Origin of the sequence: Paenibacillus lupini, from assembly GCF_011761355.1 — a bacterium.
Lineage (GTDB): Bacteria > Bacillota > Bacilli > Paenibacillales > Paenibacillaceae > Pristimantibacillus > Pristimantibacillus lupini.
The window spans coordinates 679,175-692,968 of sequence record NZ_JAASRW010000002.1; the positions used below are offsets into that span (position 1 = coordinate 679,175).

Here is a 13,794-nt window from a genome sequence, read left to right on the forward strand (position 1 = left end):
AACCTCCCAATTAATACATGAATCGCTGACGGAATCGGATACGGTCGAATTGCTCCTCAGACTCTTGAGGGACTTCTTTGCCGATGCGCACCATCAGGCAATTAGCCGGATGTGAGCAGATCTCCGGATCATCGGTTGCATACCAAACCATGCCAACGGATTTCATCAATTTTTCCATAATGCCTCGGTATTCCCATACGTTGAGCTTGGTTCCTTCCAAGTCCCAGTGCCAATAATATTCGGTTGTGAAAACGATCATGTTCTCGAGCTGTTCATCTGCGAAGGCAAGTTGAATCATTTTTTTGCCAAGTCCGTAAGACCGATATTGATCGGCCACTTCAATCGCACCAAGTTCAATCAGATCAGCCATTCCAGCTTCATACCAGCGTTCTAATTCATCAGGATAATGAAAGGTGACATAACCAACGATCATTTCGTCGACTCTAGCAATGATCATACGTCCTTCTTCCAGACCGGCAATTTCAACTAGAGCTTCATGCTGGTCTTTGGGCCTTCGAAAAGCGTCAAGATCAGCATGCATCGTTAATAATTGCAAGGAATCTGGAGGGACAGGACCTTCAATGAGACAAATCCGACCGTCTTGCAATTCTAATTGCTGCTCATGATATATTTTGCGATGCTCCAATTACGGGTTCTCCTTTCCGAGGCCGTGAGCTCCCAAACCTTTTATAATTATGGTTATAGCAGACATCAAGGGAAATGAAAAGCGTAGTCGAACGGAAAGTCACTATGTTATAATTGTTGTGGCGGTTGAGTAACCGAAAGAATCGGTATAATAGGTCCGGCTTGTTTGCCTGCAAGATCCGGCTAGCGATTGTAAGCGTATTCTTTGTGGTTAATGTTTAACAGATTTGATGGGAGAGTGATAGAATGATCAACTTACATCAAGAACGAATTCCAGCGGTGGCAACAAATCCTAACCTTCCAAATTATGAACAAGCAACAGTAGATTTTGATTGGGAAGAGATTGAACGCCATTTCAGCTGGCATGAGACAGGAAAAGTAAACATGGCGTACGAGGCCATTGACCGTCATGTGGAGTCCGGTAAAGGTGCTAATATTGCCCTTTATTATAGTGACAACGCACGTGATGAATCTTACACGTTTGAGCAAATGAGCAAGCAGTCGAATCGTTTTGCGAATGTATTACGGAAATTTGGCATTGGCAAGGGCGAGCGGGTATTTATCTTCATGCCTCGTACGCCGGAATTATATTTCAGTGTACTTGGTGCGTTGAAGGTTGGCGCTGTAGTTGGCCCGTTGTTTGAGGCATTCATGGAGACGGCCGTGAAGGACCGTCTGCAAGATAGTGAAGCAACGGCTATTATTACAACACCAGCACTGCTCGGACGTATTAAACGTGATGAGCTGCCTAATTTGAAGCATATTATTGTTTTTGGCGACAATGTGGCTGCTGATGACACGGTTGTAGATTTTAGTGCAGAGATGGCACAAGCGTCTGATGAGGCGGAGATTGAATGGCTCGGACGTGAGGATGGGCTGATCCTGCATTATACATCCGGTTCGACCGGCAAACCGAAAGGCGTTTTCCACGTCCAAAATGCAATGGTTCAGCATTATTACACAGGGAAAATCGTTCTTGATTTGAAAGAAGGCGATATCTACTGGTGTACGGCTGATCCGGGCTGGGTAACCGGCACTTCCTATGGCGTATTCGCACCTTGGCTGAATGGAGCAACCAATGTTATTCGAGGCGGACGCTTCAGTCCAAGCGATTGGTACGGCACGATTCAGAAATACGGCGTTACCGTTTGGTACAGCGCACCTACTGCATTCCGTATGCTGATGGGTGCTGGAGATGACCTTGTAAACAACTTTGATCTGTCGAGCCTGCGACATGTGCTTAGCGTAGGTGAGCCGCTTAATCCAGAAGTTGTTCGTTGGGGAATGAAGGTATATAACCAGCGTATCCATGATACATGGTGGATGACAGAGACAGGCGGGCAGTTGATCTGCAACTATCCGTCAATGGATATTAAGCCAGGATCGATGGGCAAACCTCTGCCAGGTGTCAAAGCGGCAATTATTGATGATCAAGGCAATGAGCTGCCGCCGTATCGGATGGGCAATCTGGCGATTCAAACGCCTTGGCCAGCGATGATGCGGAAGATCTGGAACAACCCATCAAAATATGAAGAGTATTTCCGCATCCAGGGCTGGTACATCTCTGGCGACTCTGCTTATATGGATGAAGACGGCTACTTCTGGTTCCAAGGGCGTATTGATGATGTTATTAATACAGCTGGGGAGCGTGTAGGTCCTTTTGAGGTTGAGAGTAAGCTTGTGGAGCATCCAGCGGTCGCTGAAGCAGGTGTAATTGGTAAGCCGGATCCAATGCGCGGTGAGATTATTAAAGCGTTTATCGCGCTTCGTGAGGGCTACACAGCGTCGGATGAACTGAAGGCGGAGATTGCACAGTTCGTGAAGATCGGACTGTCTGCCCATGCTGCACCACGTGAGATCGAGTTCAAAGATAAACTTCCGAAGACACGCAGCGGCAAAATCATGCGCCGCGTTCTGAAAGCTTGGGAACTAAACCTCCCAACAGGCGATTTATCTACAATCGAGGACTAATTTTCAATATTACAGAAAAGGCGCCACCGGGATAACCCAGTGGCGCCTTTCTTCTGTTTTACTACTCCAAACGGAGTAGTTTGAATGATTCTGGAGACTCGCCTTTGTACCCGGATTCCCCAGATGTAACTTGTTCAAGGAATCCGGGTACAACAGCGATCGGAAGAACATTCAAATACGTAGTAGCTTTTCGAATGTGTTATTCATTCTACTCCGTTATTTCCCCACCTTCACATGTTGAGAAGGCGGAGACTTACCGGTGTCATTTTCCGAGATGACATAAAATGATCCGGTTGTAAGTGGTGAGGCATATTCAAAGCTTGGATTTTGTGTTGCTCCAACCTCGACGTATTTGCCATCGTTATTTGCACTGTAGAACACATGATACTTAGTTACGTACTCTGCATCCGAGTTCGAGTTCCAGGTTAACAGAACACTTAAAGCGGTTTGTGTCGCAACTAAGCCGCTTGGAGCAGAAGGAGGGGCTAAATCAGGATGCTCCGTTCCTCCATCCGTACCACCTGATCCATCACCAGGCATACCTGGAATAACAGGAGTAGTTGATGATGAACCATTGCCGAACTGTACTACTTGACTAGCTGCGGATTCCTTGCCAGCAACGTCTACCGCTGTAACATAGAAGCCGTAGCTTTGGTTGCCAGATACATTGATTTTCACTTTCAGCTCATCGCCAACTAGGATGGAAGCCCCAAGCTTCTGAGCAGATGCTTGATTAATGGATTGGTAGATCCTGTAGCCGACAATATCCTTTTCCGTTCCACCAGTAAAGGTCAACATGACAACGCCGGAGCCAATTGACTGAAGCTTCACGTTGCTTGGCGCGTTTGGCGCATTGCCATCATCTACACGTGGATCCTTTTTGGATGGCGCATTTGTATCTGCATCAGCAGGTAAATAGGATTCAATCGGCTTTCTGCTGCTAGCCGGAATCTTCTCTTGTGCAGCTCTGATCTCATCCATCAATTCATCGAGCGGTTTCTTACGTTTAATAACAATTTGCTCTCTAACCATATCCGCCGGTGTTGCCGGATTTGGAACATAATTGACGCCGTTGAACGGAATGTACGCCATTTTCACTAAGGCATCATCTGTTTCTTTAGGCAAGTATTTTTTGTTGAACCAATCCGTTACAAGCTTACCCGATTCCTTTGTCAACTGACTAGGAAGCTTACCGCTTGCACTCGAGACAGTAGCTTTTACAAGACCGGAAGGTCTTTCGAATTCTTTTGAAGGGAAGAGATCCGGTTTTGCTTTCGTAATTTCATTCATCATGAGGGACCAAATCGAACGCGCCCGTTTCTTGCCATCAGTAGACAAGGAGTGAATTTGTTCCTCATAACCTGCCCATACGCCAAGTGTAATGTCAGGTGTAAAGCCCATAAACCATACATCGCCATAACTTTGAGTTGAACCGGTTTTACCTGCTACAGGAATTTTACCGTATTGCTTGAAGTCCGATGTTAGAGAATGCGCTGTACCTTGACCACTCGAGATAACCGTCTTCAGCATATCTGTCACGAGGAACGCCGTTTGAGGCGAGAATACCTGTTTTGGTGTTTCTTTATGCTCGAAGACAGGTTTGCCGTTCGCATCAGTAATACGTTGAATCATATAAGCATCGTTGAAGACGCCTTTGTTTGGAATAGCGCCGTATGCATTGGTCAGTTCTTCAACGGATACGCCGATGCTGAGGCCACCGATTACACCGGTTTGTGCATTATCATCCTGTGGTTGAAGCGTTGTAATACCCAGCTCGCGGGAAAACTTCCATGCGCCTTTGATCGTGACATCATCAAGGAAGATTTTGATTGCCGGCAAGTTAAGTGAGCGATTAAGCGCTTCGCGTGCCGTTACAAGACCCAAATATCGATTAGTCGAGTTTTTCGGAATATGGAAGCCCTTTTGACCATCCTTCAAGACAACCGGGGCATCATCCACGATACTAGCAGGCTGGATCAAGCCTTTATCAATTGCAGGTAAATAAGCAGCGATGGTCTTCATCGTTGAACCAGGCTGACGTGTCATCTGGGTAGCAAAGTTCATTTGCTCCTCGTAGAAGTCACGGCCCTCGAGCATACTGAGAATCGCACCAGTCTTATGGTCGATCATGACAGCTGCTGTCTGTTCAAGACCCTTCTCCTTGCTGAATGGCGAAAAGTTTTTATCGTCTGCAGCTATGGTATGCATGATTTTATAAATATCTTTGTCGATCGTCGTATAGACATGATAACCGCCATTGAGCAGATGCTGACGGGCTTCCTCAATCAGAGGAGCATTTTCTTTCTTCTTCAGATCGGCAGCTGTCAGGTTCGGATTATCTTGAAGAAGCATAATTTCAGCAGCTTGGCGCTCTGCTTCAAGCATCAGATAAGGATAGGTCGTATAGGCCTTCTCTGATGGTGGTGCAAGTGAAGAACGAATATCGAAAGCTTTCGCCTCATCATACTGTTCTTTGGTAATACGGCCGAACTTTAACATTTGCGATAAAACCGTGCCCTGGCGTTCGATGGCAAGCAGGAAGCCTTCTTCATCGAATTGGCCTTTGCTTGTAAAGGCGGTGTAAGCGGAAGGCCTCTGCGGCAGACCGGCAAGGTAAGCGGACTGTGCAATGTTTAATTTGTTAAGGTCAGTGATATTGAACAAACCTCTGGCAGCTGACTTAATGCCGTATAGGTTATAGCCGCTGGAGCCATTGCCAAATGGTACTTTATTCAAGTAAGCGGCGAGTATTTCACCTTTGGTCAAATATCTTTCCATCCGCAGAGCGAGGAACATTTCCTTCACCTTACGGCTGTCTGTCTTGTCCAAGCTGAGGAACACTCGGCGAGCGAGCTGCTGGGTCAAAGTACTGCCGCCGGTCTGCGTATCTTCATTTAAGAGCTTCTGTTTAACAGCTCGTCCCAGGCCATTAATATCAACACCACGATGATTCATGAAGTTGTTGTCTTCAATCGCGAGAACGGCATCAATGACCTGCGGTGGCAAGTCGTCGTATTCGATCGGTGTACGGTCTTCTTCCGTCCGAAGTTGTCCGACCAGCGTCTCATCGTTGAAATACACATATCCAGTAATGGAGTTCTCGTTCACTTTTTCTTCAATTAATGTTCGAGGTCGAACTTCCTCACCTTTTACAAGCGAGGCGACATAACCGGTTAAGGCTCCGCCAGTTAATAACCCAATAAATATACCGAAATAAATGAGCCATTTGACAGTCATCAATGTTACGATTCCGAATGTACGCCATCCGCTCCCGCGGGGCGGCGGTGATTTGCGATCTTCTTCTTGCATATGTATGAACTCCCCCTCTAAATGACCAAAACCTATTATAACACAAATAAATAATTTGAAGCACTAACATCATTGACTTAGCATTACCCCTGTGGTATAAAAACTATAATGCGTTGATGGGTTTTTAGTAAACTGCGAATCGTGTCGATCAGAGAGCCGGTGGATGGTGCGAACCGGTGCACGCCGCATGTTGAATTACCGCCCGGAGTAAGCGGAGGAACGGCCGATTTTAATCGGAAGCCAGTAGTCTGCTTCGGAGTTGCAACTCCGTTATCAAGCAATGAAGTGAGAGCCCGTGTAATGATTGCCATGTGGAACATAATGGCGGCGAGCTCTAACGAGGGTGGTACCGCGAGCTAATCCTTCTCGTCCCTTGGGGCTGGAAGGATTTTTTGTGTTTATTTTTAACTATAGACGCTTAGAGAGTGAGGAAAGTTGTATGGTGAAATGGGATCAGTTATCGGAAAATCAAAAAGCAGAAGTGGAACGCCAGCTTGGTGTTATCCGTCGTGGAGTTGTGGAGATCGTACCTGAGGAAGAGCTTGTTGAAAAGCTTTCGAATTCCGTAGCAACGGGCACACCGCTTAAAATTAAGCTTGGTCTTGACCCATCTGCACCGGATATCCATGTTGGGCATACGGTAGTGCTTCATAAACTTCGCCAGTTCCAAACGCTTGGTCATCAAGTGCAGCTAATTATTGGTGATTTCACGGGCCGAATTGGTGATCCAACAGGCAAATCCGAGACGCGCAAGCAGCTTACGGAAGAAGATGTGAAGCGTAATGCGGAAACATATCAGAAGCAAATTTACAAAATTCTTGATCCGGAGAAAACAAAGCTGTACTACAACTCCGAATGGCTTGCTCCTATGACCTTCGCAGATGTTGTAACTTTGTCCGCTAAACTGACAGTTGCCCGTATGCTTGAGCGTGATGATTTCACGAAGCGTTATTCGTCTGGTCAACCGATCAGTATTCATGAGTTCTTCTACCCGCTGATGCAAGGTTATGATTCTGTTGCTTTGGAGACAGATGTAGAGCTTGGCGGAACGGATCAAAAGTTCAATCTGCTCATGGGGCGTACTTTGCAGAAGGAATACGGCAAATCGCAGCAAGTTGCGATAATGACTCCGATCATCGAAGGTCTTGATGGTGTTAACAAGATGAGTAAGAGCCTTGGCAATTACATCGGTATTGATGAAGAGCCAGGTGAAATTTACGGCAAATCGATGTCGATCCCGGACGAGTTGATGGTGAAATACTACGAGCTGGCGACAGATATGAGCAACGAAGAACTGGCTGCCCTTAAGGCTGGCCTTGCTGACGGAACTGTTCATCCTCGTGATGCGAAGATGCGCCTTGCAGCAACCTTTGTCCGTATGTACCATGGCGAAGAAGCGGCTGAAGCTGCACAGCAAAACTTCATTACTGTATTCCAGCAGCGCGCTCTTCCTACCGACATTGAAGAAGCGGTTATTCCTGCATCTGAGCTCGATAACGGCCAAATCAAGCTGGTGAAGCTGCTTACGTTTACCGGATTGCAAACGTCCGTGAGCGAAGCAAAGCGGAGTGTTCAGCAAGGTGCTGTACGTATTAATGAAGAAAAGCTCTCCGACGTTGATGCCGTAATTACGCTTCAAGACGGAGACGTTGTACAAGTTGGTAAACGGAAATTTATTAAAGTAAAGCTGGGATAATTAACAAAAATAATGATTAAAAGAAGCTTGCGAAAGCAAGCCTCTTTTTTTTCGCAACAAAAGAGGCGGTATATGCGTATGAATTAACAGCATATGGATGCTGTGAGAGGAGGATGGAATTGGAGGCGATATTCTGGGGATGTTTCGTCGGTGGAGCGTTATATGCCATTATTAGCGCCCTGCTGGGAGATTTGATTGGTCATGCGCTTGGCGGCATCCTTGATTTTTTATCGCTGGATGGACATCCGTGGATGAATCCAACAACACTTGTTGGTGGGATTACAGCGTTTGGAGGCGCGGGATTACTGCTTATGCATTACACGGCCATAGGAGCGATTATTGTTCTGTTGCTTGCTATAATCAGTGGAGTGTTGATTGGCGGCGGTGGCTATTTCCTGTACGTGAAGCCAATGAGTGAAAGCGAGAATTCCATTGCGCTGTCTGAGAAAGATTTGACCGGCAAGATCGCAGAAGTACTTACGGCCATTCCTGCAATAGGCTACGGAGAAGTACTAGTCAAGGTGGGAGCGGGCAATACGAACCAAATTGCTGCGAGCTTCGACAAAGAGGCGATTCCGGGTGGAACAAGGGTTGTTATTGTGGAAGTGAAGGACAGTACGCTGTATGTATCAAAGTTAGATCCATACTAAGAAGCTTCATAAGCTGAGAGGGGTTTATTCATGCCAGAATATTTAATTATTCCTATTATTGTTGTCGCTGTATTAGTTATACTCGGTATTGCCTTTTGGGCACGTTATCGGACGGTTAGTCCGGATGAAGCTATGATTGTGACCGGTTCTTTTCTAGGAAGTCGTAATGTTAGCTCGGATGAAACGGGGCGCAAAATCAAAATTGTACGCGGCGGCGGCGCATTTATATTGCCGATTTTCCAGAAGGCTGAATTTTTATCATTGCTTTCTCATAAGCTCGATGTCTCTACTCCCGAGGTCTATACGGAGCAAGGTGTACCCGTTATGGCGGATGGCGTTGCAATTATAAAAATCGGCGGGATCGTTGAGGATGTAGCGACGGCAGCTGAGCAATTTATGGGTAAGCCAACAGAAGCGCTGAAGAGTGAAGCGCAAGAGGTGCTCGAGGGCCACCTGCGTGCCATTCTTGGCTCGATGACTGTAGAAGAAGTGTACCGGAATCGCGATAAATTCGCTCAAGAGGTGCAGGGTGTAGCAGCTAAGGATTTGAAGAAAATGGGGCTGCAAATTGTCTCCTTCACAATAAAAGATTTGCGTGATAAGCATGGATATCTGGATGCTCTTGGTAAGCCTCGTATCGCCGCTGTTAAGCGTGATGCGGATATTGCTGAAGCGGAAGCTGTAAGAGACTCCAGAATTAAGAAGGCGCTTGCTGAAGAGGAAGGACAAAAGGCCGAGCTGCTCCGTGATACGAATATCGCCGAGGCAGGGAAAGAGAAAGAGCTGAAGATTGCTTCCTTCAAGCGCGATCAGGATATGGCTAAGGCAGAAGCGGATCAGGCGTATTTCATTCAGGAAGCACGTGCTAAGCAGAGCGTAGTTGAAGAGCAAATGAAGGTTGAGCTTGTTCGTAAGGAGCGCGAGATTGATCTGGAAGCAAAGGAGATCTTGCGTCGTGAGAAGCAGTATGATGCAGAAGTGAAGAAAAAGGCGGAAGCAGATCGTTATGCGGTTGAGCAGGCGGCTGAAGCGGATAAAACGAAACGTCTGCGTGAAGCGGATGCACTGCAGTATAGCATTGAAGCGGAAGCGAAGGCGAATGCTGAGCAGAAGCGTCTCGACGGTATGGCTGTAGCTGATGCTGAGCGTGCAAAAGGTACAGCTGAAGCAGAAGTAATCAGACTGCGGGGTCTTGCTGAAGCTGAGGCAAAAGAGAAGCTTGCTCAAGCGTTTGAAAGCTTTGGCGAAGCAGCGATCCTCGATATTATTGTGAAAATGCTGCCTGAGCTTGCAGGTAAAGTTGCTGAGCCAATTAAAGGTATTGATAAGCTTACGGTTGTTGATACCGGTCATGGTGAAGGAGCAGCTCGCTTAAGCAATTATGTTACCAGCTTAATGGCGACAGCTCCGGAAATGCTTAAGAATGTTTCGGGCATTGACGTGAATGCTTTGATGAAAGGTTTAACTTCGCGGGTGTCCGGTGGTGCACTAACCACACCGGCTGCCGCTGCTTCTGAGACACCTGTACAGATCCCACAGCCAGCTGAGCCTACCGAGAAGAAGGAATAATCAAACACAAAAAAAATCCCGAAGCAGACACAAGATCCGCTTCGGGATTTTTTATTTCAAGACTTAACAGCGGCAATTCGTATCCGTCTGTAATCAGCTTGATATACACCGTTTACAACCTGCAGATTATGTTTTGCAGATTCGTATACCTCTTGCTTAGCAGCCTGTTTGTCTGCATCATTCAACCCTTTGAAGAATGCATCCCCAAACCCTTCGAGCCAATGCATCACACCTTTATCGCCTTCGGGCAGCGGAGTCGGCCGGTCGAAATGCTCGGCGATCCGAACTTGGAAGCCATGCTGTTCGAGCAAGCTCGTATATTCCCCTATAGAAGGGAAGAACCAGGGGGTTCGCTCAGCAGGATTGATGCCGTAGCGAGGCATTACTTCATAGAAAGCTTGGACGAAAGTATCAACATTGCCTTTGCCGCCAAATTCAGCGACAAATCGTCCACCACTTTTTAAAGCATGGTGGACCGACTCAATAACACCGGATGCATTCTTCATCCAATGAAGGGCAGCATTTGAGAAAACAGCATCAAAACGAGCGTCCAGGGTAAATTGCTCACCATCACCAACGATAAAATGAATATCCGGATATTTAGTTCTTGCGGAAGAGATCATGGTCCCCGACTGATCCATCCCAGTTACCTGTGCACCAGCCTTCGCAATTTCAACAGCCAGATCCCCAGTGCCACAGCCCAAGTCAAGAATATGCTCATCTTGCTTAGGATCCAGCCATTCCATAATTCCTTTTCCAAGCTGGGATACAAATCCAAGCTGCGAATCATAAGTACCGGGGTTCCAGGCCTGTGTGCCTTGAGCGTTCATGTAACATCGCCTCCAATTGGTTATATCTATAGTTTTACCTCCGATATCCATATAAGTAAAATATATAATAACTATTCTCTTTATAGTTTTAACCTATAATACGAGCAAGTAAAAACCCGAGGGCATAAGCTCTCGGGTTTTTGAGTCAAGCGATTAACGGCTGTAGAACTCGACGATTTGTTTCTCGTCGATATCTTGGGACAGCTCAGCACGTTCTGGCAGGCGAACGAATTTACCTTCCATAGCTTGATCGTTGAATTCCAGGTAGTTAGGCAGGTGATGACGGCCTTCCATAGCTTCTTTGATCGATTTTTGACCACGGCTACGCTCACGCAGACCAATAACGTCGCCAGTCGATACAGTGTAAGAAGCGATGTCGACTTTTTTGCCATTAACTGTTACATGACCATGCGATACCAACTGACGTGAGCCAGCACGGGAGTTAGCAAAGCCAAGACGGTAAACAAGGTTGTCCAGACGGCTTTCAAGAAGGATCATGAAGTTTTCGCCGGAAATACCTTTGATTTTAGCCGCTTTGTCGAACAAGTTGCGGAATTGCTTCTCGTTCAAACCGTACATGTGACGAAGTTTTTGTTTTTCTTGCAATTGAACGCCATAACCGCTCAGCTTTTTGCGTTGGTTAGGACCGTGTTGGCCTGGAGGGAATGGACGTTTCAATTCTTTGCCTGTACCGCTAAGGGAAATACCAAGACGGCGGCTGAGTTTAAATTTAGGACCTGTATAACGTGACATGAGTTGTGTAACTCCTTCAAAATTGGATTTTTGAGGATGGGGTTGTGTTTCGCCGAATACGCTCTATGCTTGAATTCTCGAAGCCTGATATACAGTTCAGCCGCTGGTCTATCAGCGAACGTACTCTCGAGGGTGACACAAAACCGTAAGCCCATGCATTCATTAATTGATAATATATGAAAATGAGGTCCTTTGTCAAGGCGCCAGCAACTGCCATAGATTGCTTCAAGAACGGTTCAAAAGACCTAAATGTTGGAATTTTGAGTAGTGCAAAATTCTCAAAAATAAAGTATGATTATATTCATTATAATAGTTTGCTAGACTCGCTCCTTTAATGCACGGAAGGGCTGGGTGTTGCCGATGGCGGAACGATATAATTATCGTCAGGCGAATGATGTAGCTGCCGCGGCAGCTCATCGGATGGAAGAAGATACGCGAACAATATGGTTTGAGAACGAAGATATTCAAGCTGCAGACAGTCCATACTTGCTGCCTTTGCTTCAAGACAGCTTCGCAAGCTGGCGCAAGGATACGGAAGAGCAGCTTATGTTTGAGGATGGACAGTTCGTTTTGTTTGATTGGGAAATGAATTTGATAAGCTCAACTGTGAAATTAGACTCGCAAGCCGATGTGATCTCCACTGCGCGGCAGGCGGCAGCCTCTATTATAGCATCAGGTACGACAGAAGAGGAGCATACACTGGGGGCTGTGGCCGTTCCAGTATACACTCGTTCAGATCATCGTCCTTTTTGTGTACTTGTTTATATAACGGAAACAAAACACAGCAGCGATAAACATGTTGCGCAGCTTAGTGCTATACATTTTCGGACATGCTTTTACCGACGATTTGAGCAGCTATATATCAAGGATCTGCTCATGCATCAGCAACGTACTGATAAAGAGGCAAGCAGGCGTGATGCGTTATTTCTGGCAGCTAAGCGGCTCTATGATCAGTTTGACGTCACATCGGTATTATCTGAGATGTTAAGCAGCCTTGAGCAGCTTTATCCGAACTCGGCAGCACATCTATTCCTGTCACAGGATCATGTGAATGGAGATCCCCGTGTTAGGCCGCTTGTATTTAAGAATGCAGCGCATGACCTGGTAGCCAAATCTTTTCTCGAGGGCAAGCTGGTGACGGAGCAAGACCGTGATGGAACGAAGAGACTCGCCGTGCCGATGACAGGCAAACAAGCAGCCTATGGTGTATTATGCTTGACCGTTAATGCGGAAGGCTGGGATGATGCGGATTTACCGGCGTTCCTGCTTCTTGCTGATACGGCAGGGTCTGCATTTGAGAATGCAAAGCTGTATGAGCAATCGAATTTGCTTATTAATGAACTAAGACTGATTAACGAGCTGACGAAACGGTTGAATCAATCGCTCAAGCTGAAAGAGATATTCAAGTTCGCGACCACGGAACTTCTCGGCGTATTTGATGCAGATTATTGCTGTATTCTGCAGCTTAATAAAGAAAAGAATCAGTTTGTAGTCATGTCCAGTAACATTCCAGCCATGTCCAATGAGCATTTCTCACCGGAATACGGCTTTAGTGGCATCGTACATCGTACGAAAGAGCCGCTCATTATTTCGGATTATTGGCATACGAGGGTTGTAAATTCGAAGTTGATGGATAATACAGGGGCGAGATCACTGATCGCTACGCCGATTCTGGTGGAATCTGAAGTTGAAGGCGTAATAATGGTTGCTCATAAGAGTGCGAACTTTTTCTCCTACGATAATTATAAGCTGCTTCAGGTGATGTCTACCCATATCAGCCTTGCGATTACGAATGCATCACTGCATGCCGAAGTAAGAAGAATGGTTATTACCGATAATCTGACTGGGCTGCATGCTCGGCATTATCTGAATGAGCAAATTCAGAGCCGTCAGAGAAAAGATCCGCTTGGAGCGCTCATTCTTGTGGATATTGATCATTTCAAGCAAATCAACGATACATTTGGCCATCAAGTAGGTGATCAGATCTTGGTGCAGGTCAGCAATATAATTCGAGGCTCCATTCGTCAGGGAGATATTGCGGCAAGATGGGGCGGAGAGGAACTAGCGGTATATTTACCGGGGATTCGTTCCGACCAAGCCTACCGGATTGCAGAGCGGATCAGGACACATGTTGAAGCGGAGACCAAGCCGGTCGTAACGGTATCTTGCGGGGTGTCGGAATGGACATTCGAGAATGAGAAGATAAGTGTAGAATCGTTGTTCTACAGGGCTGACATGGCGTTGTATGAGGCGAAAAATAACGGAAGAAATCGGATTTACGTTGGACAAGCCAACTAAATCCTGACCGCGTATTTGTAAGGACACCCTTTGAGGTGTCCTTTTCTTTTTATGAGCTCGAATAAGGCACTGA

General features: G+C 46.4%; 9 protein-coding genes and 1 other annotated feature. Of the genes, 5 read left to right on the forward strand and 4 right to left on the reverse strand.

Translation table 11 applies throughout. The annotated features are described in order from the left end of the window. Positions 1-10: 10 nt before the first annotated feature. Positions 11-646, reverse strand: a complete 636-nt coding sequence (locus tag FHS17_RS08625; protein WP_167277919.1) for a GNAT family N-acetyltransferase — start codon at positions 644-646, stop codon at positions 11-13. Between the two features lie 245 nt (positions 647-891). Here FHS17_RS08625 and acsA point away from each other — a divergent pair, with 245 nt between their 5' ends. Then, entirely contained in the window at positions 892-2,616 is a 1,725-nt protein-coding gene (gene acsA, locus FHS17_RS08630) for an acetate--CoA ligase (protein ID WP_167277921.1), read from the forward strand. Between the two features lie 216 nt (positions 2,617-2,832). Here acsA and FHS17_RS08635 read toward each other — a convergent pair whose 3' ends face one another. Beyond that, positions 2,833-5,925 carry a penicillin-binding protein 1A gene (locus FHS17_RS08635; protein ID WP_167277924.1) on the reverse strand — a complete coding sequence of 1,031 codons (3,093 nt, stop codon included), beginning with the start codon at positions 5,923-5,925 and terminating at the stop codon, positions 2,833-2,835. 104 nt (positions 5,926-6,029) lie between these two features. Continuing rightward, positions 6,030-6,302, forward strand: a binding site (T-box leader). A 62-nt stretch (positions 6,303-6,364) separates the two neighbouring features. On the opposite strand from FHS17_RS08635, the gene tyrS reads away from it, so the two are divergent. The 3 genes from tyrS (at position 6,365) to FHS17_RS08650 (ending at position 9,840) form a co-directional block, all read left to right on the forward strand. Beyond that, positions 6,365-7,621 (forward strand): tyrosine--tRNA ligase, encoded by a 1,257-nt coding sequence (gene tyrS / locus FHS17_RS08640; protein WP_167277927.1) that lies wholly within the window; start codon positions 6,365-6,367, stop codon positions 7,619-7,621. Between the two features lie 113 nt (positions 7,622-7,734). Then, positions 7,735-8,271 (forward strand): NfeD family protein, encoded by a 537-nt coding sequence (locus FHS17_RS08645; RefSeq protein WP_341805801.1) that lies wholly within the window; start codon positions 7,735-7,737, stop codon positions 8,269-8,271. 30 nt (positions 8,272-8,301) lie between these two features. Next, positions 8,302-9,840 (forward strand): flotillin family protein, encoded by a 1,539-nt coding sequence (locus FHS17_RS08650; RefSeq protein WP_167277932.1) that lies wholly within the window; start codon positions 8,302-8,304, stop codon positions 9,838-9,840. Positions 9,841-9,896: 56 nt separating this feature from the next. Here the strand turns inward: FHS17_RS08650 and FHS17_RS08655 are convergent, their stop codons facing one another. Both FHS17_RS08655 and rpsD read right to left on the reverse strand, forming a co-directional pair. Further along, the gene (locus FHS17_RS08655; protein WP_167277934.1) at positions 9,897-10,670 is read right to left on the reverse strand and encodes a class I SAM-dependent methyltransferase; all 774 of its coding nucleotides are present in this window, start codon (positions 10,668-10,670) and stop codon (positions 9,897-9,899) included. Between the two features lie 153 nt (positions 10,671-10,823). Continuing rightward, positions 10,824-11,423, reverse strand: coding sequence for a 30S ribosomal protein S4 (gene rpsD, locus FHS17_RS08660; protein ID WP_167277936.1), 600 nt, complete (start codon positions 11,421-11,423; stop codon positions 10,824-10,826). Positions 11,424-11,783: 360 nt separating this feature from the next. On the opposite strand from rpsD, the gene FHS17_RS30835 reads away from it, so the two are divergent. After that, positions 11,784-13,721 carry a diguanylate cyclase gene (locus FHS17_RS30835; protein ID WP_208420265.1) on the forward strand — a complete coding sequence of 646 codons (1,938 nt, stop codon included), beginning with the start codon at positions 11,784-11,786 and terminating at the stop codon, positions 13,719-13,721. Positions 13,722-13,794 lie beyond the last annotated feature (73 nt).

What these genes read in the sequence shown, in the direction of transcription:
- acsA (WP_167277921.1), top strand. Translation starts at nt 892, where the DNA reads ATGATCAACTTACATCAAGAACGAATTCCAGCGGTGGCAACAAATCCT.
- FHS17_RS08635 (WP_167277924.1), bottom strand. Translation starts at nt 5,925, where the DNA reads ATGCAAGAAGAAGATCGCAAATCACCGCCGCCCCGCGGGAGCGGATGG.
- tyrS (WP_167277927.1), top strand. Translation starts at nt 6,365, where the DNA reads ATGGTGAAATGGGATCAGTTATCGGAAAATCAAAAAGCAGAAGTGGAA.
- FHS17_RS08645 (WP_341805801.1), top strand. Translation starts at nt 7,735, where the DNA reads ATGGAATTGGAGGCGATATTCTGGGGATGTTTCGTCGGTGGAGCGTTA.
- FHS17_RS08650 (WP_167277932.1), top strand. Translation starts at nt 8,302, where the DNA reads ATGCCAGAATATTTAATTATTCCTATTATTGTTGTCGCTGTATTAGTT.
- FHS17_RS08655 (WP_167277934.1), bottom strand. Translation starts at nt 10,670, where the DNA reads ATGAACGCTCAAGGCACACAGGCCTGGAACCCCGGTACTTATGATTCG.
- rpsD (WP_167277936.1), bottom strand. Translation starts at nt 11,423, where the DNA reads ATGTCACGTTATACAGGTCCTAAATTTAAACTCAGCCGCCGTCTTGGT.
- FHS17_RS30835 (WP_208420265.1), top strand. Translation starts at nt 11,784, where the DNA reads ATGGCGGAACGATATAATTATCGTCAGGCGAATGATGTAGCTGCCGCG.